At 49.9% G+C, this 20,875-nt stretch carries 20 protein-coding genes; 7 read left to right on the forward strand and 13 right to left on the reverse strand.

The annotated features are described in order from the left end of the window. Nucleotides 1–14: 14 nt before the first annotated feature. The gene (locus CLV60_RS30195) at nucleotides 15–914 is read right to left on the reverse strand and encodes a DMT family transporter (RefSeq protein ID WP_106599140.1); all 900 of its coding nucleotides are present in this window, start codon (nucleotides 912–914) and stop codon (nucleotides 15–17) included. 421 nt (nucleotides 915–1,335) lie between these two features. On the opposite strand from CLV60_RS30195, the gene CLV60_RS30200 reads away from it, so the two are divergent. Next, nucleotides 1,336–2,451: a hypothetical protein gene (locus CLV60_RS30200; protein WP_170118906.1), complete on the forward strand. Its 1,116-nt coding sequence runs from the start codon at nucleotides 1,336–1,338 to the stop codon at nucleotides 2,449–2,451. A 71-nt stretch (nucleotides 2,452–2,522) separates the two neighbouring features. On the opposite strand, the gene CLV60_RS30205 is transcribed toward CLV60_RS30200, so the two are convergent. The 3 genes from CLV60_RS30205 to CLV60_RS30215 form a co-directional block, all read right to left on the reverse strand. After that, nucleotides 2,523–3,104, reverse strand: a complete 582-nt coding sequence (locus tag CLV60_RS30205; protein WP_106599141.1) for a DJ-1/PfpI family protein — start codon at nucleotides 3,102–3,104, stop codon at nucleotides 2,523–2,525. A gap of 89 nt (nucleotides 3,105–3,193) precedes the next feature. Beyond that, complete coding sequence (locus tag CLV60_RS30210) at nucleotides 3,194–3,835, reverse strand: SCO family protein (RefSeq protein ID WP_106599142.1); 642 nt, start codon at nucleotides 3,833–3,835, stop codon at nucleotides 3,194–3,196. An 81-nt stretch (nucleotides 3,836–3,916) separates the two neighbouring features. Beyond that, nucleotides 3,917–4,309, reverse strand: coding sequence for a hypothetical protein (locus CLV60_RS30215; protein WP_229211198.1), 393 nt, complete (start codon nucleotides 4,307–4,309; stop codon nucleotides 3,917–3,919). Nucleotides 4,310–4,492: 183 nt separating this feature from the next. On the opposite strand from CLV60_RS30215, the gene CLV60_RS30220 reads away from it, so the two are divergent. The 5 genes from CLV60_RS30220 (at nucleotide 4,493) to abc-f (ending at nucleotide 8,426) form a co-directional block, all read left to right on the forward strand. Continuing rightward, nucleotides 4,493–5,077, forward strand: a complete 585-nt coding sequence (locus CLV60_RS30220; RefSeq protein WP_106599143.1) for a TetR/AcrR family transcriptional regulator — start codon at nucleotides 4,493–4,495, stop codon at nucleotides 5,075–5,077. A gap of 75 nt (nucleotides 5,078–5,152) precedes the next feature. Then, nucleotides 5,153–5,563 carry an OsmC family protein gene (locus tag CLV60_RS30225; protein ID WP_106599189.1) on the forward strand — a complete coding sequence of 137 codons (411 nt, stop codon included), beginning with the start codon at nucleotides 5,153–5,155 and terminating at the stop codon, nucleotides 5,561–5,563. 218 nt (nucleotides 5,564–5,781) lie between these two features. Continuing rightward, complete coding sequence (locus CLV60_RS30230; protein WP_106599144.1) at nucleotides 5,782–5,994, forward strand: hypothetical protein; 213 nt, start codon at nucleotides 5,782–5,784, stop codon at nucleotides 5,992–5,994. A 165-nt stretch (nucleotides 5,995–6,159) separates the two neighbouring features. Beyond that, the gene (locus CLV60_RS30235; protein ID WP_106599145.1) at nucleotides 6,160–6,660 is read left to right on the forward strand and encodes a methylated-DNA--[protein]-cysteine S-methyltransferase; all 501 of its coding nucleotides are present in this window, start codon (nucleotides 6,160–6,162) and stop codon (nucleotides 6,658–6,660) included. Between the two features lie 176 nt (nucleotides 6,661–6,836). Beyond that, nucleotides 6,837–8,426 carry a ribosomal protection-like ABC-F family protein gene (abc-f, locus tag CLV60_RS30240; RefSeq protein ID WP_106599190.1) on the forward strand — a complete coding sequence of 530 codons (1,590 nt, stop codon included), beginning with the start codon at nucleotides 6,837–6,839 and terminating at the stop codon, nucleotides 8,424–8,426. 194 nt (nucleotides 8,427–8,620) lie between these two features. On the opposite strand, the gene CLV60_RS30245 is transcribed toward abc-f, so the two are convergent. Together CLV60_RS30245 and CLV60_RS30250 are read right to left on the reverse strand one after the other, a co-directional pair. Continuing rightward, nucleotides 8,621–9,790 carry a DUF4139 domain-containing protein gene (locus CLV60_RS30245; protein WP_106599146.1) on the reverse strand — a complete coding sequence of 390 codons (1,170 nt, stop codon included), beginning with the start codon at nucleotides 9,788–9,790 and terminating at the stop codon, nucleotides 8,621–8,623. Between the two features lie 44 nt (nucleotides 9,791–9,834). Then, the gene (locus CLV60_RS30250; protein ID WP_106599147.1) at nucleotides 9,835–10,380 is read right to left on the reverse strand and encodes a DUF4140 domain-containing protein; all 546 of its coding nucleotides are present in this window, start codon (nucleotides 10,378–10,380) and stop codon (nucleotides 9,835–9,837) included. Between the two features lie 157 nt (nucleotides 10,381–10,537). On the opposite strand from CLV60_RS30250, the gene CLV60_RS30255 reads away from it, so the two are divergent. Next, entirely contained in the window at nucleotides 10,538–11,452 is a 915-nt protein-coding gene (locus CLV60_RS30255; protein WP_106599148.1) for a pirin family protein, read from the forward strand. An 82-nt stretch (nucleotides 11,453–11,534) separates the two neighbouring features. Here the strand turns inward: CLV60_RS30255 and CLV60_RS30260 are convergent, their stop codons facing one another. The 7 genes from CLV60_RS30260 to CLV60_RS30290 all read right to left on the reverse strand — a co-directional run bounded on the left by CLV60_RS30260 (nucleotide 11,535) and on the right by CLV60_RS30290 (nucleotide 20,701). After that, nucleotides 11,535–12,353: a helix-turn-helix domain-containing protein gene (locus CLV60_RS30260; RefSeq protein WP_106599149.1), complete on the reverse strand. Its 819-nt coding sequence runs from the start codon at nucleotides 12,351–12,353 to the stop codon at nucleotides 11,535–11,537. A 15-nt stretch (nucleotides 12,354–12,368) separates the two neighbouring features. Next, on the reverse strand, nucleotides 12,369–13,256 hold the full coding sequence (locus CLV60_RS30265) for an oxidoreductase (protein WP_106599150.1): 888 nt from the start codon (nucleotides 13,254–13,256) through the stop codon (nucleotides 12,369–12,371). Between the two features lie 89 nt (nucleotides 13,257–13,345). Further along, nucleotides 13,346–14,023, reverse strand: a complete 678-nt coding sequence (locus CLV60_RS30270) for a GNAT family N-acetyltransferase (RefSeq protein WP_106599151.1) — start codon at nucleotides 14,021–14,023, stop codon at nucleotides 13,346–13,348. Between the two features lie 317 nt (nucleotides 14,024–14,340). Further along, nucleotides 14,341–15,162 (reverse strand): helix-turn-helix domain-containing protein, encoded by an 822-nt coding sequence (locus tag CLV60_RS30275; RefSeq protein ID WP_229211199.1) that lies wholly within the window; start codon nucleotides 15,160–15,162, stop codon nucleotides 14,341–14,343. Between the two features lie 371 nt (nucleotides 15,163–15,533). Continuing rightward, complete coding sequence (locus tag CLV60_RS30280; protein ID WP_106599153.1) at nucleotides 15,534–16,670, reverse strand: sensor histidine kinase; 1,137 nt, start codon at nucleotides 16,668–16,670, stop codon at nucleotides 15,534–15,536. Nucleotides 16,671–16,679: 9 nt separating this feature from the next. Beyond that, nucleotides 16,680–17,483 (reverse strand): LytR/AlgR family response regulator transcription factor, encoded by an 804-nt coding sequence (locus CLV60_RS30285; RefSeq protein WP_106599154.1) that lies wholly within the window; start codon nucleotides 17,481–17,483, stop codon nucleotides 16,680–16,682. A gap of 59 nt (nucleotides 17,484–17,542) precedes the next feature. Next, nucleotides 17,543–20,701, reverse strand: a complete 3,159-nt coding sequence (locus CLV60_RS30290) for a lantibiotic dehydratase (protein ID WP_106599155.1) — start codon at nucleotides 20,699–20,701, stop codon at nucleotides 17,543–17,545. Nucleotides 20,702–20,875: the final 174 nt, after the last annotated feature.

Raw genomic sequence — 20,875 nt, forward strand, 5'->3', positions numbered from 1 at the left:
CCGCTTCGTTTTGCTCAATGGCTCTCCACCACCACCTGGCCCGCATTCCGATGCGCTCGCATCACTTGGAGCATTTGCAGCACCACGGATAGTATAATCAGCGCCAGACCGAGATAAAATGACCAACGGAGTTCCTTGTTTTCATGATAAATCAGAATGGCGAGGATAATCGTGTATACCGGTTCCAGGTTCAGGCTGAGATTCACCGTAAATGCCGAAATCCGGCGCAGTACCTGCGTTTGGAGCATGTATAGAACGAATGTACAGAAAAATGCCAGCAGCAGCAGGTAACCCAGGTCGGCCCATGATGGTAGCAGCGTTGCGACGGGGAAAAAATGGAAATACAACGGCATGAGCGGGGTCAATGCAATGGCGCCGCCGATCAGTGCATATACGGTGGCCGTTTCACTTTTGAAGGAATGCGCAAGCCGTTCATTGGTGATCGTGAAAAGTGAGCCAAGGGCCGACGACACCACGCCCAGCGTGATACCGATACGATACCGCGAGTCGAAACTGAAAATCAAAGCAATACCCAGCAATGTGAGCAAGCTCAGCAGCAACTCGGAAAGCACGAAACGCCGACGGTTGATCAACGGAGAAAAAATGGCCGTAAAAAAGCCGACCAGCGAGAAACATACCACCCCTACCGAAATATTGGAATACTTAATGCTTCCGTAAAAGAAAATCCAGTGCAACCCGAGCAACAGCCCGGTCAGCGATGTACGGCTAAAATCGCGGAAAGATATGCGTTCGAGCCTTTGGGTGGCTGCCAGGATCAACAGCATCAGAATGCCCGCGAGCCAAATGCGGTACCACGACAGTAGTCCTTCGTTGACCGTAATGAGTTTTCCGAAAATACCGGTAAAACCGGCCAGAATAATGGAGATATGGAGCTTGATGAAAGCTTGTTTCATTGGAATATCTGTTCAAAAAGGTATTGAAAATGAATATCGGGCGCAGTGAGTACAGCGCAAACCGGTTAAGCACAACCCTGCGAAAGGGCTAAGGCTCAACAACCTTCGTGAACAATGGTAACAGGGAATAACACTACCGCCTCCCAAGAAAACGGGAAGTACCAAAATAGATTCCGGTCATTAAGCCATTCAGGCTACCGGAGGAGGCGAAATGCAGAAAAGAAGTCTGTTCTCGGACATAAGATTGGTAATTGTCTCGCAAAAGTAGGGTTATTTGCCCGGAAGAGCAACGGTACATCTCTTTTTCAATTTTTCCGGACGAAATCATTGTACAATATTTTCATTTTTTTGACTTTATTTACCTTTGCAGCAATCAATTTAAAACAATCTCAACACAACAGGAACATTCCCCGAAAACAGAATGAAAAAACTTTTACAACTCTCAGCCGCATTGGTAATTACCCTTTGCGCTACTCAACGTTCATTTTCCCAGGGTTGTGTCGCCATTCGCGGCACCGGTAACGCGTGCATGATCGCGCACGCCGACAGCAGCAACCACAGCCAATGGGTTGTGAGCGCGAGCGGGCGCTATTTCAAATCATTCCGCCATTTTTCCGGACCCAACGAGAACAAGGAACGGCTCGTCCAGCACACCGAGGTGATCAACCACACGGCATCCCTCGATATCAACATCATGCGCGTTCTGAACGACCGCTGGTCGTTGATGGTCGATCTCCCGATCATTTCAAATGCGCGCTCTTCGCTCTATGAACACGGGCTGGTGAACGGCTCCAACAAGTACAACGAACGCCACAGTATGCATTCGTTCGGTATCGGCGACTTGCGTATCGCTGCCTACCGGTGGCTTTTGGATCCCAAAAAGAGTTATCGGGGTAATATTCAGCTGGGCTTGGGCATTAAGCTGCCTACCGGCGATTACAACTACCAGGATTACTGGTACAATGTAGGCCCGAACGGCGCGAAGGAGCTTCGCACCGTCGACCAATCCATTCAATTGGGGGATGGTGGAACGGGTGTGACCGTGGAGCTGAATACGTTTTATAATATCTTCCACAACTTCGGCGTATACGGCAACTTCTTTTACCTCGTGAACCCTCGCGAGCAGAATGGCGTACGCACCTACCGCGAAACGCTTTCACCGCGCCTCGCCAACGAAGCCATAATGAGCGTTCCCGATCAATATATGGCGCGCGGCGGTTTCAGCTATTCACTCAATCCGTTTTTGAAGGGCTGGGCCGTGTCTGCGGGCGCCCGTCTGGAAGGTATTCCTGTGCATGACCTCGTCGGAGGCAGCGGCGATTTCCGTCGCCCGGGGTACGTGTGGAGTGTAGAGCCCGGCATCACCTATTCGGGTGAGAAATTCAGCTTCTTCGCTACGGTTCCGGTTGCATTCGTTAGAAACCGCACCCAAAGCGTAACGGACAAAGAATATTCAGACAAAACCGGTGTCTTCACGCGCGGCGACGCTGCATTTGCAGATTATTCCATCAATGCAGGTGTATCCTTCAAGTTTTAGTTCAAATTAATACATTACAAAAAATGCCGGACCTGCGTAGCAAGTCCGGCATTTTTGCTTCAAAACCTTCATTAAATACCGCTGATCTGCACGCCGAGCAGTTTGTAAAACTCTCTCAAAATGGCGGGGTGACCGGGCCAGGCAGGTGAAGTAACCAGGTTACCATCCACAACAGCCTGATCAGCCGGGATGTTCTTCCAGGTTCCGCCAGCCAGCTCAATGTCGGGGCCCACGGCTACATAGGCTGTCAGTGTACGGCCTTGCAGCACTTTTGCGGCGGTAAGTATCTGGATCCCGTGGCAAATGGCAGCCACAGGTTTGTTAGCATCAAAGAAATGGCGGGTAATTTCCAGCACGCGCTTGTTGAGGCGTGTGTACTCGGGCGCGCGACCGCCTGCGATGTAAAGCCCATCATAATCAGCCGGATTGATACCGTCGAAATCGGCGGTAATCGCAAAACGGTGGCCCGGCGTTTCCTTATAAGTCTGGTCACCCACAAAGTCATGCACGGCCGTAGGCACGGTGTCACCCTTTTGGCGATCGGGAGCGAGGGTATCCACTTCAAATCCGACAGAAAGCAAGGCCTGGTAAGGCACCATAGCCTCGTAATCTTCTACATAATCCCCTGCCAGCAACAGAATTTTCTTCGACATAATGGTTTAAGGTTAGTGATTAAAGAAGTTGTACTGCGCTTAAAGCTACATGAAAATCGGCCTCCTGGTTCCTCCGGAGGCCGATTTTCCTATTCATATTCTTTGAGCAGCGTCCGGATATCCCGGATGAGCTCGTAGGTACCTTCGTCAGTCGTCCCGTCGTACATCCCGCGGATGTGACGGTCTTTATCCAGCAGCACAAAATGGCCGCTGTGCAGGAACCCTCCCGGCGATTTGGCGTCTTCGGCGGCCGTAATCAGGTAATGCCGCTGACCAATATTGTAGATTTTTTCACGGTCACCGGTAACAAACTGCCAGGTTGCATTGCTTACGCCCAGGTCGTTGGCGTAGGTTTTCAGCACCGCGGGCGTGTCGTGCTCCGGATCGATGGTATGCGAAAGAATGCGGACGGTCGGGTTATCCTTTACCTCGTCGTACACTTTGAGCATATTCTTTTTCATCACCGGGCAGATCGTCGGGCAAGTCGTGAAGAAGAAGTCGGCGACGTAGATTTTGTCTTTGAAATCCTGTTCAGAAACGGCTTTGTTATCCTGATTAATGAATGAAAACGCCGGAATCGACGGATAATCCGTTTCCTCGGTGGTTTTACCTTCCACAGTTTTAATAACAGTATGTGGTTCTCCCAGATAGGGCAGTTTGCGGTCTTCGCAGGCAGTCAGCACAGCCGCCGCCAGCAAACCGACGATGAATCTTCGGGTATGCACGCGCATGGTAAGTTTTTGGAAATAAAGAAATGGAAATGGTGGGCGGCAGTCTGGACCGCGCCTTTGGAAAACTAAGAAAGTGGCACTTTAAGCCAGTGGGGGATGAAAAATGTCCGCAGTTACCGTGCGGGAAAGGAATGGAGAAATATAGTCAAATGTTACCATCACCCATCCTTCGAAATGCTCGGGAGATTTGAAAATGAATGGCCTGCCGGTGTCCATAGCCTGGAATAGCAGATTAGCCATGAACGACTGTTCTGCCCGGCGCTCATCTTGCTTTTTCGCGTCGACAATCTTTTCGGCCAGGTAGCATTTACCTTCGCAGACCACAATCGGATTGTCGCGGTTGACGCAAAGATTTGCGATGATATATTCCTTCCGCAGTTCATAATCCAGGTACACCAACGGAATAACCCACGCTTTGACCAGCATCAGAAGCGTGAAACCCAGGGTGATCCATTGTTTACCGGCAGCTTTCAAGAAATGAATGGCAGATTTAGAATATGATAAATGCCCGCAAAGCTAATGCCACAGCCCGAGATAACCTACCGCCTCTTGCTCCTCCCCTTTCTCCATCCTCCTTTCTCCTCAAAAAAAAGTTTACTTTTATTTTGTACCAATTAGTAAAGTATTATACCTTTGTCCTATCAAACAAAGCAGACAATGGCAGGCAGACCTAAAATATATGACGAAACAGCGATCCTGGACAAGGCGGTGGAAGTCTTTTGGGAGAAAGGATATGCCAACGCGACTGCCGACGACCTGCTCCATGCCATGGGAATCGGAAAAGGCAGTTTTTATTTCGCATTCAAGGGTGGCAAGGAAGAACTGTTCCGGAAATCTATGGAACGGGTCGTAGAACTGAACTTCAAAGCCATCCGTGACGCGCTCACAACTTGCGCGGACCCGGTGCAGTTCATCAAAGATTTCTTCCTGTCACTTACCGGCAACGAGTCTCCGGTTGGTAACAAGGGTTGCTATTTCGGTAATGCATTGATCCAGGTATCGGCCGACGATGCAGGCCTCAAAATGATTGCTGCGAAATACCTCCACTTGCTCGAAGAAATATTCACAGAGGCCGTTCAAAAAGGTAAAGACCTCGGGCTGCTCCAAACTCAAGAGCCCGCGGCCGCACTTGGAACATATCTGGTGAACCTTTGGAATGGCATCAATGTGACACGCAGAATGGAACCCGATCAGCGCAAGCTTGCTGACCTGGTCCGTATGAACCTGAAAATCTTAGATTAATTTTTTTACCCAATTTTGTACCAAATAGTACAGTTTATTTTCAAACCATTTTTCAATTTTAAATTCAAAAAGATCATGAAACGCAAAGCAACAGCCGTATGGAATGGTGATATCAAAACAGGCGCCGGACATATCACAACAGGCAGCACCGTACTCAACAAAACGCAATATTCATTCAACAGCCGCTTCGCAGACGGTATCGGCACCAACCCGGAGGAGCTTCTTGCCGCCGCTCACGCGGGATGTTTCACCATGAAGCTCGACCTTGACCTCACCCAGGCCGGTTACACGGTCGAATCCCTGGAAACCCAATCGGTTGTTACGCTGGATAACGGCAAAATCACCAAATCGGAGCTCACCCTCCAAGCCAAAGTACCCGGCATTTCTGAGGAAGACTTCCAGGCTATCGCCAAGGGTGCCGAAGAAACCTGTCCGGTGAGCCAGGCATTCAGCTTCGAAATCGTATTGAGTGCCACCCTGCTTTAAGCAGATCAGTCATTGAATAGCGGTTGTCAACTGATTTTTAGACAGTTGACAACCGCTATTTTTTATTATTCAGCAGGCTATCATCCGTCTCACATAGCAATAAATACTACAAAAAACGTCAAAAATTGAGGGGTTAAATCGCTTTGTGATCATAGCTTAGCACTTTACTTTTGTAACAGGTACTAGCTAAATTGTTAACCACATTAAACACACTACCTATGCAATCCTCCATCACAACAACTAAAAAGCATTGCAGCGGAGATCAATGGAGCTCCCTGGTCCCTTCTCTTATTTCTGCTTCCATGGGCGGTGCCGTGATTGGCGGCAGCATTGCCAACATTTCCGGCGCATTGGCAGGCGGGGCGTTCAGGGTTTTCATCGCCCTTTGCTCCGAGTACAAAAACAGTAAAGCGTCCTTCACCAAGAACTGATTTCGACTTGGTTGATATGCTGAACTCAGTTATCAGGGATGCTCTCGCTCCCAGGACCATCTTTGTATTGGCCGGTTTGAGAAGCATTATTCTGCGATTCGGAATACTACCCATTCGAACCAATAAAATCCGGTTTTTTGTTGCATAAGGACAAATGCAGCAAACATGAGCAGCTTCTTTAAAAGAATGGCATCGCCGACAGGCACACTTACGCTGATCGCAAGCGAGAAAGGATTGAGGGCGGTGCTTTGGAACTACGATCCGCGAAAATCAAGCATTGACTGCGGCGTAGAAGATCAGGACCACCCGGTACTCGTCGAAGCGGAAAAGCAGCTAAACGAGTATTTTGCCAAAAAGCGCAAAACCTTCTCTCTCGAACTAGACTTCGTAGGCAGCGATTTTCAAGTACAGGTCTGGGAAGCCTTGCTGACAATTCCTTTTGGCGAAACGAGAACCTACGGAGATATCGCACGGCAGATAGGCAATCCCGATTCGGTAAGAGCCGTGGGCGGTGCGGCCAATAAGAATCCCATTCCCATTATAGCGCCCTGTCACCGCGTCGTGGGTGCCAACGGCAAACTCGTCGGGTTTGGCGGCGGGCTTGAAAACAAAGCGCTATTGCTTGAACTGGAAGCACCGTATCGTCAAACCAGCCTGTTTGATTAAGGAAAGCAATATAGTAACCGATAGTTAACCTATTATACTTTCGGAATTTGTTCTTACCTTTGCATTATTATTCACCAACCGGAAACACCAGGTGTAGGAAATCATTTCTTTCTGAAAAATAAATGCACGCGGCCGTGATGGCGGCTGCTATTATCCATTCTCAAAAGAAATTTGCTATGCTTTTTTTGCAAGGTGTTACCTATGCACACCCGAACCGGGATGTGCTGTTTTCTGATATAAATCTTACTGTCAATAAACAGGATAAAATCGCGCTCATAGGCAACAACGGCGCGGGAAAATCTACTTTGCTGGGCATTCTGGCGGGAAGGTTAAAGCCCACGTCCGGAACGGCAGGGGCCGATTCGAAACCCTATTTCGTTCCCCAGCTATTTGGCCAATATAATGCGCTGACAGTTGCAGAAGCGCTGGGCATTCACGACAAGTTACTGGCACTCCGCGAAATCCTGGAAGGGCATTTGACGGACATGAACCTCGAATTGCTCGACGACGACTGGGGTATTGAAGAGCGCTGCCAGGAGGCTTTTGCTCATTGGCAACTTGAGGGAATAACCCTTTCCCAACCCATATCCGAGCTAAGCGGCGGGCAAAAAACAAAGGTTTTCCTCGCAGGAATCATGATTCACGAGCCCGATATTGTGCTGCTCGATGAGCCCAGCAACCACCTCGATGCCCCTGGCCGGGCTCTTTTATACAACTATATTCGCTTAACGGGCAATACGCTGGTCGTAGTGAGCCACGACAGAACGCTCCTGAACTTGCTCGATACAGTTTGCGAACTCAGCAAACGCGGCGTTACCATGTATGGCGGCAACTATGATTTCTACGCTGAGCAAAAGGCGATCGAGCAAGAAGTCCTAAGCCTTGACGTAAAAGCGAAAGAAAAAGCGCTTCGCAAGGCCAAAGAAGTCGAAAGGGAGTCGATGGAGCGGCAGCAGAAGCTGGACGCACGGGGAAAAAAGAAGCAGGAGAAAGCAGGGCTGCCTACGATCGTTCAGAATGCATTCCGCAACAGCGCAGAACGAAGCACAGCCCGCATGAAGGGCATTCACGCCGAAAAAGTGAGTGGAATCGCTCAGGAGCTCAGCCATCTGCGCAGCGAACTGCCCGCACTCGATAAAATGAAGGTCGATTTTGACAATTCTTCCCTGCATAAAGGTAAAATCCTGGTCAAGGCAGAGCAAGTTAACTTCACCTACGGCGATCAGCCACTCTGGCCCGGTAACCTCGATTTCCAGATCACCAGCGGCGAGCGCATTGCCATTAAGGGTGCTAACGGATCCGGCAAAACGACATTGATACGGATGATCTTGGGCGAACTTCAACCCCTATCGGGCACCACTGACCGCGCGGATTTCAAATCGGTTTACATTGATCAGGACTACTCATTGATCAACAATACACTGACCGTCTACGAGCAGGCCCAGCAATTCAATTCGGGTGCATTGCAGGAGCACGACATCAAGATCCGTCTCAATCGCTTTTTGTTTACGCGGGAATACTGGGATAAGCCGTGCGCCAGCCTCAGCGGTGGTGAAAAAATGCGGCTCATGCTCTGTTCGCTGGCCGTCGCCACGCAGGCACCGGACTTAATCATCCTCGACGAACCGACCAACAATCTCGACATCCAGAACGTCGGGATACTCACCGCGGCGATCAACGAGTACCGCGGGACACTGCTCGTAGTGTCGCACGACGCGCACTTTCTACGCGAGATTGAGGCAGAAAGGGAGCTCATTTTGTCCTAGATAATTCGGGCTAATAATGCCGTTGAAATACCGGAGAATGCAGGCGACTATCTAAGAGTAGGCCCTCATTCTCCGGTCATATATCCGCTTTTGGGATATTTGACAGAATACCGCAAATTCAACTCTTTGCTTTCTCCCGCAGGTAGTGACAAGTTCCAGGTAAGCTCGCCGGTATTCTCATCCACCTTTGCATCCTAGGCCGACTTATCAAATACCTCGACATCTTTACTCCGTGCTAACGGGTATTGATCCTTCACCACGATCCTGACAGGTACCTTCTTCGTGTTGCGCAACGCAATACGGTACGAGCGATTTTCGGTCACGTTACTTCCCAGGAATTGCCTTTTGGTATAGCTCTTTACCTGTTCGCGGCGCACGGACACCGATTTATCCACACCAAAAGAAAGGCTGAGCGTATCCTCTGCATTGGCCGGATCGAGACGGGTTTTGCCTACGTAGCTGTTTTCGAGATACAGATTCACGTCGCCAGGAAGCAAATTCAGATTCGCCCATGACGGCAGGTAAGCATTCAAAAACACCTCTTGCCTCACTTTTGGGACGGCAAGGTATTCGTAATAACTGTCGGAAATTTGTTCTGTTTTCAGATCCGCGGTGTAAGTTTTACCGTCGGACAACAAGGTGTAAGCAACGGGGATTTCGTAGGTTACGCTCGTTGGTGCTTCTTTTTCACTGGTATTAAGACCAATAGACGCACCCTGCGCCAAACTCATACCGGCAACACGCGAGGCCAACCTTTTACTCTTCCCGCCGTAGCCTACCACAGCTACTTCCTGCAAAGCTTTAACATCCGGTTGTAGATTAATATCAATACGCCGGTCTGTTATGACCTGTGATTGAGCGACATAACCAACAAAAGCAAAAGTCAACTGACGCTGTTTTGCCGGTAGATTGCCTGGAATTGACAATTGATAAAAGCCATTGACATCCGTAGTCGTTCCGACATTCGTTCCCGTGATAATCACCGAAACCCCTGGTATCGGCCCATTCTGCTCGTCTTTTACAAATCCGCTGACTTCCGTGATACTATTATTGCCCGGAAGATCGTCCGTCGAGACCGCCTGATACTGGCTATAATCGTTTGGAGAGCCCCAGTACCAAGTCTTCAACTCCGGTACCAGCAATTTGTCTTTCGGATTGGCCGATGAAAGGATCAGTTTCACTTTCTTCCAATCTTCGCCGGAGTATTGGTACAGCCCCGCTTTGAATTGCAATGATAGCGGCGTCGATAAATCCGTCAGCTTCGCATCATAGCTCGGGTACCAGCCCGCATCCGCCAAATAGTAGCTCAATTCCAGTTTGACCTGTGCAGCTTTCTTTGCCGAAACCGTTACCACGATTTCCATCGTAGCCTTTTGAGAATCTGTAATGAGGGGTGAGAGTTCCTTGCCTACGGCTTTGAGGCTATCGTCCCACTTTTTGATATTGTTGGCAGTTTCTTTTGCAAAACCTCAATCAACCTTTTTCGCTGAAATTCAATGGCCTCCTTTAATTCCAGTGTCTTCACGGCAACCTTGTCCCCGCCCAATTGCTGGTTTTTAATCAGCATTTCCTCTTCCTGCTTATAAATCTGCTCCATACCGCGCTCGAAGGCGAGTTTTTCCTTAAAAGCCTCGCTCCTGGCCTCCAACTGCTTCATGGTCTTTGATTTCTCCCCTTCCTGGTTGTAATTCATTTTGGGTAAAACCGACAAAACGGTTAGATCGGCCAGACCTGAAAGCCGGATGCTCTCCTTATCCAGCGACCCCGACAGCCCCTTGAATACCAGTTCATGCATACCTTCATCCAATGCCACGGCGATATCCCTCGTCACTTCCGCACCATTTCGGTACATCGTAACTTGCCTGATACTGCTGTTTACGACTTGCGTCTTTTGTGCAAGTGCCTGAAACGACAAAAAGGTCGCCAAAACAATGCAAGCGGAAGATATTCGCATGTTTATATTTTGATTAAGGTGAGTCGGGATTGACAAGAGATCATGTTCAAAAAGTAATCAAAAAAAGTAAAACACAAGCGCTCTAAGTAACCTCAACTAACAAAAGGCACTTCTCACTTATCCCGCATTCCCTTATCTTTAACCAAAAAAATACTTGATGCTGGATATTGTAATCGAAGCCCGCAAGGCGGCAATCAGTGAATCGGTGGTGGTGAAGCGGATACTTCCTTTTCGCCTCAGGAGGATGGTCGGGCCATTCATTTTTATGGATCACGCAGGGCCGCTGGGTTCAGTTCCCGCCAACCCGTCCTCGATGGATGTGCTGCCGCACCCGCATATCGGGCTGTCCACAGTGAGCTATTTGTTTGACGGACAAGTTACACACCGCGATAGTACGGGAGCCCAGCAGATCATTAAGCCCGGCGAAGTAAACTGGATGACGGCCGGCAGTGGCATTGCCCATTCGGAGCGTTTCGAAGATCCGGCGGCGCTGGCTGGCGGACTGGAAATGATCCAGACGTGGGTCGCATTACCCGAAAAGGATGAAGAATCTACCCCGACTTTCAGGAATTACACCAAAAGCGAGCTACCGGTATTCACCGACAAAGGTGTGTGGATGCGACTCATTGCCGGCGACGCATTTGGCCTTTCCAACGGCGTCGAAACCCTCTCGCCGCTGTTTTATCTGCATGTCGTGTTGGAGGCGGGCGCTGTTTTTCGAGTTCCTGACGGATATTCCGAGCGGGCTATCTATGTAGTGAAAGGTTCTGTGGAAACCGCCGGCCACTTCTATGAGCCCGGCAAAATGCTGGTTTTCAATAAGAATGCGGAGCCGGTTATCAAAGCCCGGGAAAATACCACCCTGATGCTGCTCGGCGGCGAGCCGCTTGGCGAACGTTTTATATGGTGGAACTTTGTTTCGTCCCGGAAAGAGCGCATTGAGCAGGCGAAGGAGGATTGGAAACAAGGGCGCATTCAGCTGCCGCCAGCCGACGACCACGAGTTTATCCCCCTGCCCGAGGACTATTCGCGTCCGGCGGGGGCTCCTCCCCGGCCGGAACCGCTTTCCTGATATTCATACATTATACCGTGTTGCAAATTTCCTGATGCACTGAAACGTCAGGAAATTTGCAACACGGCTATACTGGTAGTTTTCAACTGGCCAACCTCGAAGGCGGCACGCCGAACATCTTTTTGAATGCAAACGAGAAATGGGAAAGGTCTTCGAAACCGATTTCGAGGTACACCTCTGAGGCCGCGCGCCCCTTTTCCTTGATCAGGTAATGCGCCTCCTGCAATCTGCGCTGTTGCAGCCAGCGGCTCGGTGATGTGTGAAATATATGTTCAAAATCGCGCTTGAATGTCGCCAGGCTACGGCCCGTCAGATAAGCAAACCGGTTCATTTGCACATTGAAATGGAAGTTTTTGTTCATGAATGCTTCCAGATCGATCTTACCCGGCTCACTGAAATCGAACAAAATATCTTTCATCGCGGGCGACGAGCGCAAAAGGATCATAATTGCTTCCCGCAATTTCAAGGCCTGTAAATCCACATCGATCAGCTGGTCGTCCTCGCAGTAGGGCATCAGCGAATCCATAAATCCTTTCACGAGCCCTCCGCCTTTCAATGCAATCACCGACCCCGCTTCCAGGCTGTGTGCATGATCGGCCTGGTACCCGTGTTCCATGGCGAAACTTCTCAGCGTTTCCTGGTCGAGGTAAACCGAAACGGATTTAAAAACGCCGTCCGAGGGTGGTTGTTTGATAAATTTCAGTAATTGGTTGCGCCGGGTAAACCGGTAATCGCCTGGTTTGAAAACATATTCCTGTTCCCCGTTGTTGATCGTAAGTGTCCCCGAAATCTGATAACTGAACACGTGCTCGGGTGCAAACTGCTCTCCCTCGCGGTTCCGGGTGAAATAGCAGGAATACGCGATGGGAGATTTATGTGTGTTGGATTTAAGATCGGCCATGAACAAAGTTAGCGATTAGGCGTTCTTTTTGATGCCGGTGTACCATTTGCCCATGGAGGTTTCCAGAAAATCCTCCGATTCGTGGTGGTCGGTTGAAATGCTTACCTCTTCCCACGCTTCCATCTCTGCCTTCCGGGCCTGGTCGGCGCTTTTCAATATGCCGATCGCCTCGCTACCCAGTACCAGGTGAACAGGCGGGGCGGGATGCACAGCCAAAGCTACCATTACATCGGCAGCTCTTTCCGGGTCGCCCACGGGCACAAATTTACCGGATTTGAAATAGTCGGTGCGCTGATTGACCATCTCATAACCTTCGATTTCACGGGCATAAGTCATGGAAGCGCCTGCCCAGTCAGTACGGAAACCACCCGGCTCCACACTCGTTACATGAATGCCCAGTGGAGCCACTTCTTTGGCGAGCGCTTCGGTGAACCCGCCCAGCCCGAATTTGGCCGCCTGGTACATCGTGAGTCCCGCATTGCCGACACGGCCTCCCACCGAGCTGATCTGCAAAATACGGCCGCTTCTTTGCTGGCGCATGTAAGGCAACACGGCGCGGGTGATTTCGATCGGCGCGTAGAGATTTGTTTCTAACTGGCTGCGAACCTGCTCATCGGTATAGGCCTCGGCGGCGCCGATGATCCCGAAACCGGCATTGTTCACCAGCACGTCAATGCGTCCGAAATGCGAAACGGCATCGGCCACCACGCGGTAAACCTGCTCGTAATCCGTCACGTCCAATGAAACCGGATAAATCTGATCGCCATATTGTGCCACCAGTTCATCGAGTTGCGCGGTGTTCCGTGCTGTGGCAACCAATTTATCTCCGCTTTTCAAAACTGCTTCTGCAAGGTTGCGTCCCAATCCGCGGGAGCTGCCTGTAATAAACCATACTTTTGTCATTGTCTTTGTGTTTTAAGTACAATGCAAAAGTAGCTTGCGTCGAAGGGCGTGACTTTGTTGAAAAGCTCAGAGTTGCTTTGTTAAAAAGCTCATCGCTGCAATACGTAAAAGTATATTTCGGTGCGAATCTCGAAACCCAGCGATTCGTACACGCCTATCGCACGGGTATTATCCGCCTTCACGTGCAGGAAAGGCTGTTCGCCGGCCTGTTGAATGCGGCTTACCTGCCGGAGGAGTAAATGCCTCGCATATCCCTTGCCCAGATGATCGGGATGCGTGCAAACAGCACTGATTTCCGCGTAGCCTTCCGGATGCATCCGTTGCCCGGCCATGGCTACAAGCTTGCCGTCGTCGAAAATTCCTTCGTAGTGTCCAAACCGGATAGTTTCCTCTGAAAATGGACCGGGAGCAGTAAGACTGGTCAATGCCACCATTTCCGGAACATACTCCAATGTGAGCGGAACGGTCGCCGGGCCGCCAGATCCCGGATTCTCCGGGCCGCGGTAGAGCATCTGGTAGCCGGGTACGGCTGCCAAAAGTTGCCACGGCTGCGGTATTTCCACGTTTTCGTTGCTCACAAATATCACGTTGCTATCGAAGGGAATGGCTTCATACAATGCAGGTAAGCCTTGCAGCGCCGGACCTTCCACCGCTACAAAAGGCGAAACTGCCGGTTGGAAATAGGCCGAACCTCCCTGCACGTTTCCGAGCACTCGGTTGTGTGTACGCAATGCATGCCAGGCCGGATTGTCGAGGATTTGTTTCATTTTGAATAGTTACTTCTCGGGCTGACTTATGCCAGCCAGCTGTTTCATCGGTCAACAACAGCTGCCGCGGCTTTGTTGCATTCGCGGGCGTAAAAACAAAAAAGTGGCTGCTATGAAAAGCAGCCACTTTTGCCAAAACACACGAAAACACTATTCGAAACAGAAGGCCGCAAAGCCACTTCATGCTAGTCAATAACGGGTTGTCGGCCCGTATTTTGCTTGCGCAAAATTGATATGACAAATATCGGGAAAGCGGAGCCGATCGGCCCGCACGATCTGTCCGAAGATTAGGACAATCTGAACATCGGCCTCACCAGCTAGCGGGCGCCGGCGCGGAACTCTTCCGGGGTGAGTCCGGTCTGCTTTTTGAAAAAACGTGCAAAATAGGATTGATCGCTAAACCCTAACCCATAGGCTATTTCCTTCACCGAATGCTGCCGGTGGTACAGCTCCCGTTTCGCTTCAATGAGCATGAGGCGGTAGAGCAGCTTGCTCACCGTCGTTTTCATTTTTTCGCGAAGGAGCTCGTTCACCCTCTTCGGTGTAAGACCAATTTCCCGGGCATAAAATGCGGCCGACTTTTCCTGTCGGTAATGCATTTGCATCAATTGAAACAGCTTTACCAGTCGGTGATCCTCGGCACCAGCTACCCTGTGGCTACGCTTGCCAAAACGGTAGAGATGGGTAAGGTAGGCCGTCGTATATTTCAGAAGTAACGTTAAATCCGCTGCGCCGGCACATTCGAGTAGTATGAGGTCGAAAAGCTGCGTCAAAGGCATCAGCATTTCGGGAGGAATGACGAATGCCTCGTTTTCAAAAGGCAGAAATAGCTGGCGTAAATGCGGCTCGTCGATGCGGTCGAAAACATCATGTGCAAACACGATCGTACGCGCACGCGGGAGCGTGGCCGCAGGAATGGAATGAACCTGATTAGGCGCCAGCAAAAAAACTTCATTGGCCTTTACCGGAAATGATTCGAAGTCGATATGATGGGTACCGCCGCTCTCGGAAAACCAGACAATGGCAAAAAAACTGATACGGTGGCTCGGCGCATGATCCCCCAATGCAAGGCCGCTATCCGACGCCATAAAACGCGCCGGTGGTAGTTCATGCAAGGGAAAATCGGTATGTTGTGCCATGGGCAATCGACCGTGAGATCTTGTTATGTGGAACGTGCCGGGGATCTCCCCGACGCGTTCCACAAATTTACATACCAAAACTACACTGTCACTTTTTACATCAGGATTGTTCTACATGACATTGTACTGTGCGTGGTATCTAACTGTATAAAGTCCTTATTACCACCGGCTTTTGAGACGCCTTTGAGCCGTGCCACTGTGATTCTGACCAATTGGAGCTTTGACTGAGATGATGCTTGCGTTTTCATCGGGTAGGTTATCGTTTAAAGGTTATCACTATCCCGAAATAAGACAGTAAAAACATTCCTTTTAAACTTTTTATACCAACGTAAGTGGACGTTCGACCAAAGTGCGAATCCTGTCGTACAAGGCTATTGTACTGGTATTTGTACAGAAACCTTAAACTCGGTCTCAGTTTCAAACTTTCCAAATTTGTACCGTCCTGGAAAATAAATCGCCAACCGTCTTTCCAGGTTAACCAGCCCGATGCCGCCACTTCCCGACTTACTCCTCAGCGGCTGCGATGGCTTGCTATTGGTAATATCAAAAGTTAAGGTGTCGCCTTGCACAGTAACTTGAATATCAACGAATGAATCGTGACGGGTGGAATGAACACCATGCTTGAACGCATTTTCAACCAGGGTAATCAGGGAAACAGTGGGAACACGGTGCGTCTCTTTAATTTGCCCGTGTTGCTCCACATTAATCTGACAGCGATGGCTACTGCGTATCGATTCCAATTCGACATACAGGCTCATATATTCGAGTTCTGTTTCCAGCCTGGTAAACTCATCGTCCATCTTGTACAACGATAATCTCAGAATCTCAGAAACTTTCTGCAAGTACTCCGCGGCGTCTTCCGAAACGGGTAAGACCTTGGCGTAAGCGGCATTTAGTACATTGAAAACAAAGTGAGGGTTAATCTGAGACTTCAATGCTTTCAACTCCATAGTACGGGCGTCATCCTGAATCTTTTGCCTCATAAAACGCTCATTAGCAGCATACTTAGCCGTTTTCAAAGAGGCAGGCAATATAAAGAATTGCACGTCGGAAATGTCATTACCAAATACCAACCATGCAGCAGGGTCTCGGAAGTTGAAGGGTACAAGATACATACTGGCATACATCCTATACCTTTCTGTCATGTTTTCCAATCCAAAAAAATGATCTACGGCCGAATACAACGCAAACGAAAACACGTGATTAATCGCCAAAGCGAAAATGAAGAGAGTAAGAAAAAGGAAGAAGCCTTTTAAGTAATCACGAAGCAAATAAAAGAATCCAACGCACAGATAGTATTCCGGAATTACCTTCATGAAATAGCCAAAGCTCGCGATCGATACGGTTGGATCCGCATTCTTCTTTAATATCGTCGGCAATGCATACGAATAATGCAGCAAAATAAACAAGACCCAGAAAAGAATATGATACGAAATCCTTAATCCCTGCGTCCGGGGAAACAGCAGCCTCTCTATCAATGATCCCCTCTTTGTAATATCGTTATTCATTCAGCGGGCTTATCTTTCGGTCAGTTGACGGAGCACTTCGTCCCGCGTGGGCGACACGGCAATCGACACTTTCATGCCGTTGAGCATGGTAACCATGTTTCCTTCAATCATCTTGATCATGTTACGGTTGACAATGTAGGATCTGTGTGTCCTGACGAACGTGGGAGAAGGCAGGCGGGTCGTCATGGCAGCCATGGAAGCTAACGTTACCAGCACGCCGTCGGAATAATATACTTTCACGTAATCTTTCAATCCCTCGACAAAGTAGATGTCCTTGAACCAGACACAATACATTTTGCGATCGGCCCGGATCCACATGTATTCTTCCTGAGCGGTATCAGGCCGCTGTTCGGGAAGAACGGGCGCTGGCGCCTGCTGGCGATCGGCCCCGTCATGAGGACCCGCCTCGGAGATCGCCCGAGCCCTTTCGTGTGACAAATGGCTGTCGCCGATGAGCCTTCTCACCTTGGTGACGGCTTTCAAAAATCGGTCGAAACCAACGGGTTTCAATAAAAAAGCGGTAACGTCGAATGTAAAACCGTCTACTGCATACTCAGGATAGGCTGTCGTCATGATCACGTGCGCATCCGGAGCATGAACGATATTCAGCAGATCAAGGCCCGATAGCTCAGGCATGTTCACATCCAGAAAAATAATATCCGGCTTGACCTCCGGGATCATCTCCAGCGCCTCCAATGCATTATAGCAACTTCCTGCGTAGGTCAACCAACTAAGTTTTGAAATCAGAAATTTAAGGACTTCATGAGCCGGTTCCTCATCATCCACAATGAGGCAACTAATTTTCCCTGTCATACTTAAACCGCGTCCGGGTAGTAACTTATGAACTTACTGCCCGTGCAAAGCAAATTCCGCTAAGCACAAACAAATGTCAAATGTGCCACTTTTTCCCTTCTTGCCAACTTAGACTCGTAATATTTTTTCAAATAATGATATACAACTAACTCATGTTCACGCTGTTGAGAAACAAAAAGCCGGTTCAGGAACATATGAACCAGGCTACTGGCGAGGTTGTTCAGTGAAACTTCGCTGCGCGGCAGGATGATCGCCAGCGAGGCCCTAATGCGTACAGACCGCCTTTCGAGCACCCCGACGATCCCGTCGATGCCATTCCGGGCGTCATGCCCCGAATCGAGAAAGCTCCTGATTTCTTCGGCATGCTGGCGGTACTTGTTATTCAGCTGCACATTCAGATGGGTATCTCCCCGAAATTCCCGAAAGAAGCGTTCCTGTAACAGCCCGGCAAATCCTTTTTTATCTTCCAATGTAAAACCCAGGTCGCTCAGGAGCATATCCACTCCCCTCAGCCCCGTCAGCCACCGGAAATGCTCGCCTTCGTCACCGGAGAGCATATTCAGAAGATCGGCTGTTGCGACGCTATCGGCAAAAAAAATGGATTCGATTTCTTCAAATGCATGGTGGCCGTAGCGTTCCAGCTCGCGCTTGTAAGTATCGAGCTGTATTTTGTGGACGGTGCCGTTACCCAGGTACGGCTCCATTAATATATGTAGTTCAGCCAGTACAGTCTGCCAGAACGATTTATCATGGCCATGGAAGAACCGCAGCCGGATATGGTTATCGGGGTCGCCGTAACGGATAAAAAACCATTTTTCGATGGCGCTTTCGGCCATAAGCCGGTCGGCAAACGGTTTAATGACCGACGTCAGCAAACGATCGGCCGTGCGCGTACCGGCGTATATTTTTACATACAGCCATTCACTACCCGTCATAAAATCACGCCTCACAGCAGGCCCGGTTACCGACTGTTCTTCCCAAAGCTGCTTCCGTAAAAAAGGCTCTTTTTTATGCAAAAGCGGCAGCAGGATCTCATTCAAATAGGTTTCTCCCGGCTTGCCCAGGAAGCCATTTTGTTCGTACTCGGGAAATTCCGTCAAAGTGACCTTGTCAAACTTCCTGATGGCGTCACTCACTATTTCCACCGCAAAGTCCGAATCTCCGTCGATCAGCAGCTCGCTGTCTCCTTGCCGGAGTTGAACAAAGCGGGGAATGTGAAAGGCATTCCTGAGAATGCGCCACTCCCGGACTGTCAGCAGGTCCTTTCCCACAAGATTCTTCACCATTTTCCCATCGATATTCCATGTCGCGCGGCTTAAAATCCAATGCTTATATTCGACACGCGGCAGGAACGTATTGGAAGCAAGATGCCCCCATTCCCAGCCGAGATAGCGGTAGTCGTGCTGGTAGGTGAGCTCGCAAAGAAACCGGTAAACCGGCAACCCCTCGGAGAAGTTATGAGCATTCGTAAGCCTCGGAAAAACGCGTTTATTCAACCTTTTCGACCGCAATATCACTTCTCCTGCAACGGAGACCGACACCATCAGGTCTTCGGGCAGAATCTGGTTTTCACGCGGCATCGAGGAGCCCGAAAGATAGGGTATTTCAAATTCGCGCAAATGCGGGCGCATGAGCACATTCCCCACGCGCGCCTCGGGCAAGTGCGCTACTTCCGCATACACGCCTTCACCGCCAAGTGCTTCCTCCTCGGCGACAGCTTTTTTTGCCCATTCGGCCAGCCGGCTGTTCCCATGACAAAACCGTCCGATCAGTTTCAGGCCCGAAGGCCCTCCCATTGCTTTGAATGCGAACTTAAAATTTCCGCTATCGACTTCGTCCTGAGAGCCCGCAATGATGTTTCCGAACAGGTAAAAACTGTCGGGCGACTGTGCCTTGTCACTTATTGTCTTCCGGAATTCATTCAAAATACCGTCTGTAAGACAAATACACGCGCGCTTTTCCGCAAGGGATTGCTGATAGAGCGCGTCCCGCAGTTCCGCTACTGCTGAAACGTCGGCTTCCGCAGTTTTAGGACCTTCCGGCCACTGCATTTCGTCCAGCAAAGGCAGATTATCCGCTCTGCCAGCCATGGCATCGCCGTAACCGATCCCGGTCTCGCAGTCCAGCACTTCCAGCAGCGGCATTTCGCGTTGCTCATACCTTGCCAGGAACCGCTTTTTAAACTGATCTAGCTCCGGCAGCGGATTCCGGTAGCCCAGGCAGGCCAGGTTTTGATATTCCTTAGTCAGCAAAGCTACCGCCTTCTCATTGATCGTACAGGATTGTGTTTCCAGAAATAGGTCCGTCTGCACCAGATCCTTGCTGCCGGTCGTCACAAAATGCTCCGCCAACACCGATTCCACTTCCCGGTACTTGTCCACGCCCTGTTCTTCCGATTGGAGCAGGTGGGCAATTTTGTTCAATTGTTCCAAATCCTCCGTCGCCCCTGGTATCCCTTTGAGTTTGTCGACAATGGTGAAAAAGAACTCTTCCCCTGTAACCGTCGCCGCCAGCTCGGAGACCAGGATTTGCGCCCCCACGATCGCGTCGACGAACTGTTCCGCGTCCTCCCTATTTACATCCTCAGAAATAATGCAATCCGCCAGCTCGCGGATGGTAGCGCCGTTGCGGGCAGTGGAAATGACCTTGTCGAGATAGACATTCCGGTCCACTGACGCGAGTACGTACAGCCTTTTTTTATTGTTCAATGCGCTTTCCACGTAGCGGTAGGCATCGCCGATTTGGTAGAGGCTGGTGTTCGGAAAAAACTTCACTTCGCTGCGAATGGCGTTTTTTTGTAAAAGTCCGTCCGCCAGTTCGGCCATGTAGTTCATATCCAGCCGCACGTGTTTCCGGAATGGTTCGGCCCCGTCGAATGCGATGCAGGTTTTCTGGCCTAGCTCGCCCACTGCGCACCCGGCAAAGAGGCCGTACGGCGTGCTGCGGGTTGTCATCCTCACAAGGTATTTGTATAAAGTTTTCAGCAACTTGTCTACACCCGTTTTGACTCTGCCTTCGATCAGCCCGGTGAACGAATTATAAAGCTCCGGCGAGGCCACGTAAAGTGCCTCCAACATGGATGATTGTGAGAAAAAACGGATCAGTTCCCGCTCAAACAGTTCCGGCCGGTTGCCGGCGCGCTCGTTGAATGCGTAAAGGACGTCCAATGGCAACCGGGGACGTCTCAGCATGAAGAATCCTTGGGATACAATTGACATATAATAGGAAGGTTTACAATCTCTGGATGAAACTAATCACCAGAACTAACTGAAACCAAACTATTTATGCGAACAATAACCTTTCATCGACAAAGCTGGCGGTACACCCGACAACCCTTCCTGCCCACGGTTTCGCAGTTCGTCGAATTAGATACAAGGTTGGTCTAAAAAGTT

Origin of the sequence: Dyadobacter jiangsuensis (genome assembly GCF_003014695.1) — a bacterium.
In the GTDB taxonomy this organism is placed as follows: Bacteria; Bacteroidota; Bacteroidia; order Cytophagales; family Spirosomataceae; genus Dyadobacter; species Dyadobacter jiangsuensis.

What these genes read in the sequence shown, in the direction of transcription:
- CLV60_RS30195 (WP_106599140.1), bottom strand. Translation starts at nt 914, where the DNA reads ATGAAACAAGCTTTCATCAAGCTCCATATCTCCATTATTCTGGCCGGT.
- CLV60_RS30200 (WP_170118906.1), top strand. Translation starts at nt 1,336, where the DNA reads ATGAAAAAACTTTTACAACTCTCAGCCGCATTGGTAATTACCCTTTGC.
- CLV60_RS30205 (WP_106599141.1), bottom strand. Translation starts at nt 3,104, where the DNA reads ATGTCGAAGAAAATTCTGTTGCTGGCAGGGGATTATGTAGAAGATTAC.
- CLV60_RS30210 (WP_106599142.1), bottom strand. Translation starts at nt 3,835, where the DNA reads ATGCGCGTGCATACCCGAAGATTCATCGTCGGTTTGCTGGCGGCGGCT.
- CLV60_RS30220 (WP_106599143.1), top strand. Translation starts at nt 4,493, where the DNA reads ATGGCAGGCAGACCTAAAATATATGACGAAACAGCGATCCTGGACAAG.
- CLV60_RS30225 (WP_106599189.1), top strand. Translation starts at nt 5,153, where the DNA reads ATGAAACGCAAAGCAACAGCCGTATGGAATGGTGATATCAAAACAGGC.
- CLV60_RS30230 (WP_106599144.1), top strand. Translation starts at nt 5,782, where the DNA reads ATGCAATCCTCCATCACAACAACTAAAAAGCATTGCAGCGGAGATCAA.
- CLV60_RS30235 (WP_106599145.1), top strand. Translation starts at nt 6,160, where the DNA reads ATGAGCAGCTTCTTTAAAAGAATGGCATCGCCGACAGGCACACTTACG.
- abc-f (WP_106599190.1), top strand. Translation starts at nt 6,837, where the DNA reads ATGCTTTTTTTGCAAGGTGTTACCTATGCACACCCGAACCGGGATGTG.
- CLV60_RS30245 (WP_106599146.1), bottom strand. Translation starts at nt 9,790, where the DNA reads ATGGAAATCGTGGTAACGGTTTCGGCAAAGAAAGCTGCACAGGTCAAA.
- CLV60_RS30250 (WP_106599147.1), bottom strand. Translation starts at nt 10,380, where the DNA reads ATGCGAATATCTTCCGCTTGCATTGTTTTGGCGACCTTTTTGTCGTTT.
- CLV60_RS30255 (WP_106599148.1), top strand. Translation starts at nt 10,538, where the DNA reads ATGCTGGATATTGTAATCGAAGCCCGCAAGGCGGCAATCAGTGAATCG.
- CLV60_RS30260 (WP_106599149.1), bottom strand. Translation starts at nt 12,353, where the DNA reads ATGGCCGATCTTAAATCCAACACACATAAATCTCCCATCGCGTATTCC.
- CLV60_RS30265 (WP_106599150.1), bottom strand. Translation starts at nt 13,256, where the DNA reads ATGACAAAAGTATGGTTTATTACAGGCAGCTCCCGCGGATTGGGACGC.
- CLV60_RS30270 (WP_106599151.1), bottom strand. Translation starts at nt 14,023, where the DNA reads ATGAAACAAATCCTCGACAATCCGGCCTGGCATGCATTGCGTACACAC.
- CLV60_RS30275 (WP_229211199.1), bottom strand. Translation starts at nt 15,162, where the DNA reads ATGGCACAACATACCGATTTTCCCTTGCATGAACTACCACCGGCGCGT.
- CLV60_RS30280 (WP_106599153.1), bottom strand. Translation starts at nt 16,670, where the DNA reads ATGAATAACGATATTACAAAGAGGGGATCATTGATAGAGAGGCTGCTG.
- CLV60_RS30285 (WP_106599154.1), bottom strand. Translation starts at nt 17,483, where the DNA reads ATGACAGGGAAAATTAGTTGCCTCATTGTGGATGATGAGGAACCGGCT.
- CLV60_RS30290 (WP_106599155.1), bottom strand. Translation starts at nt 20,701, where the DNA reads ATGTCAATTGTATCCCAAGGATTCTTCATGCTGAGACGTCCCCGGTTG.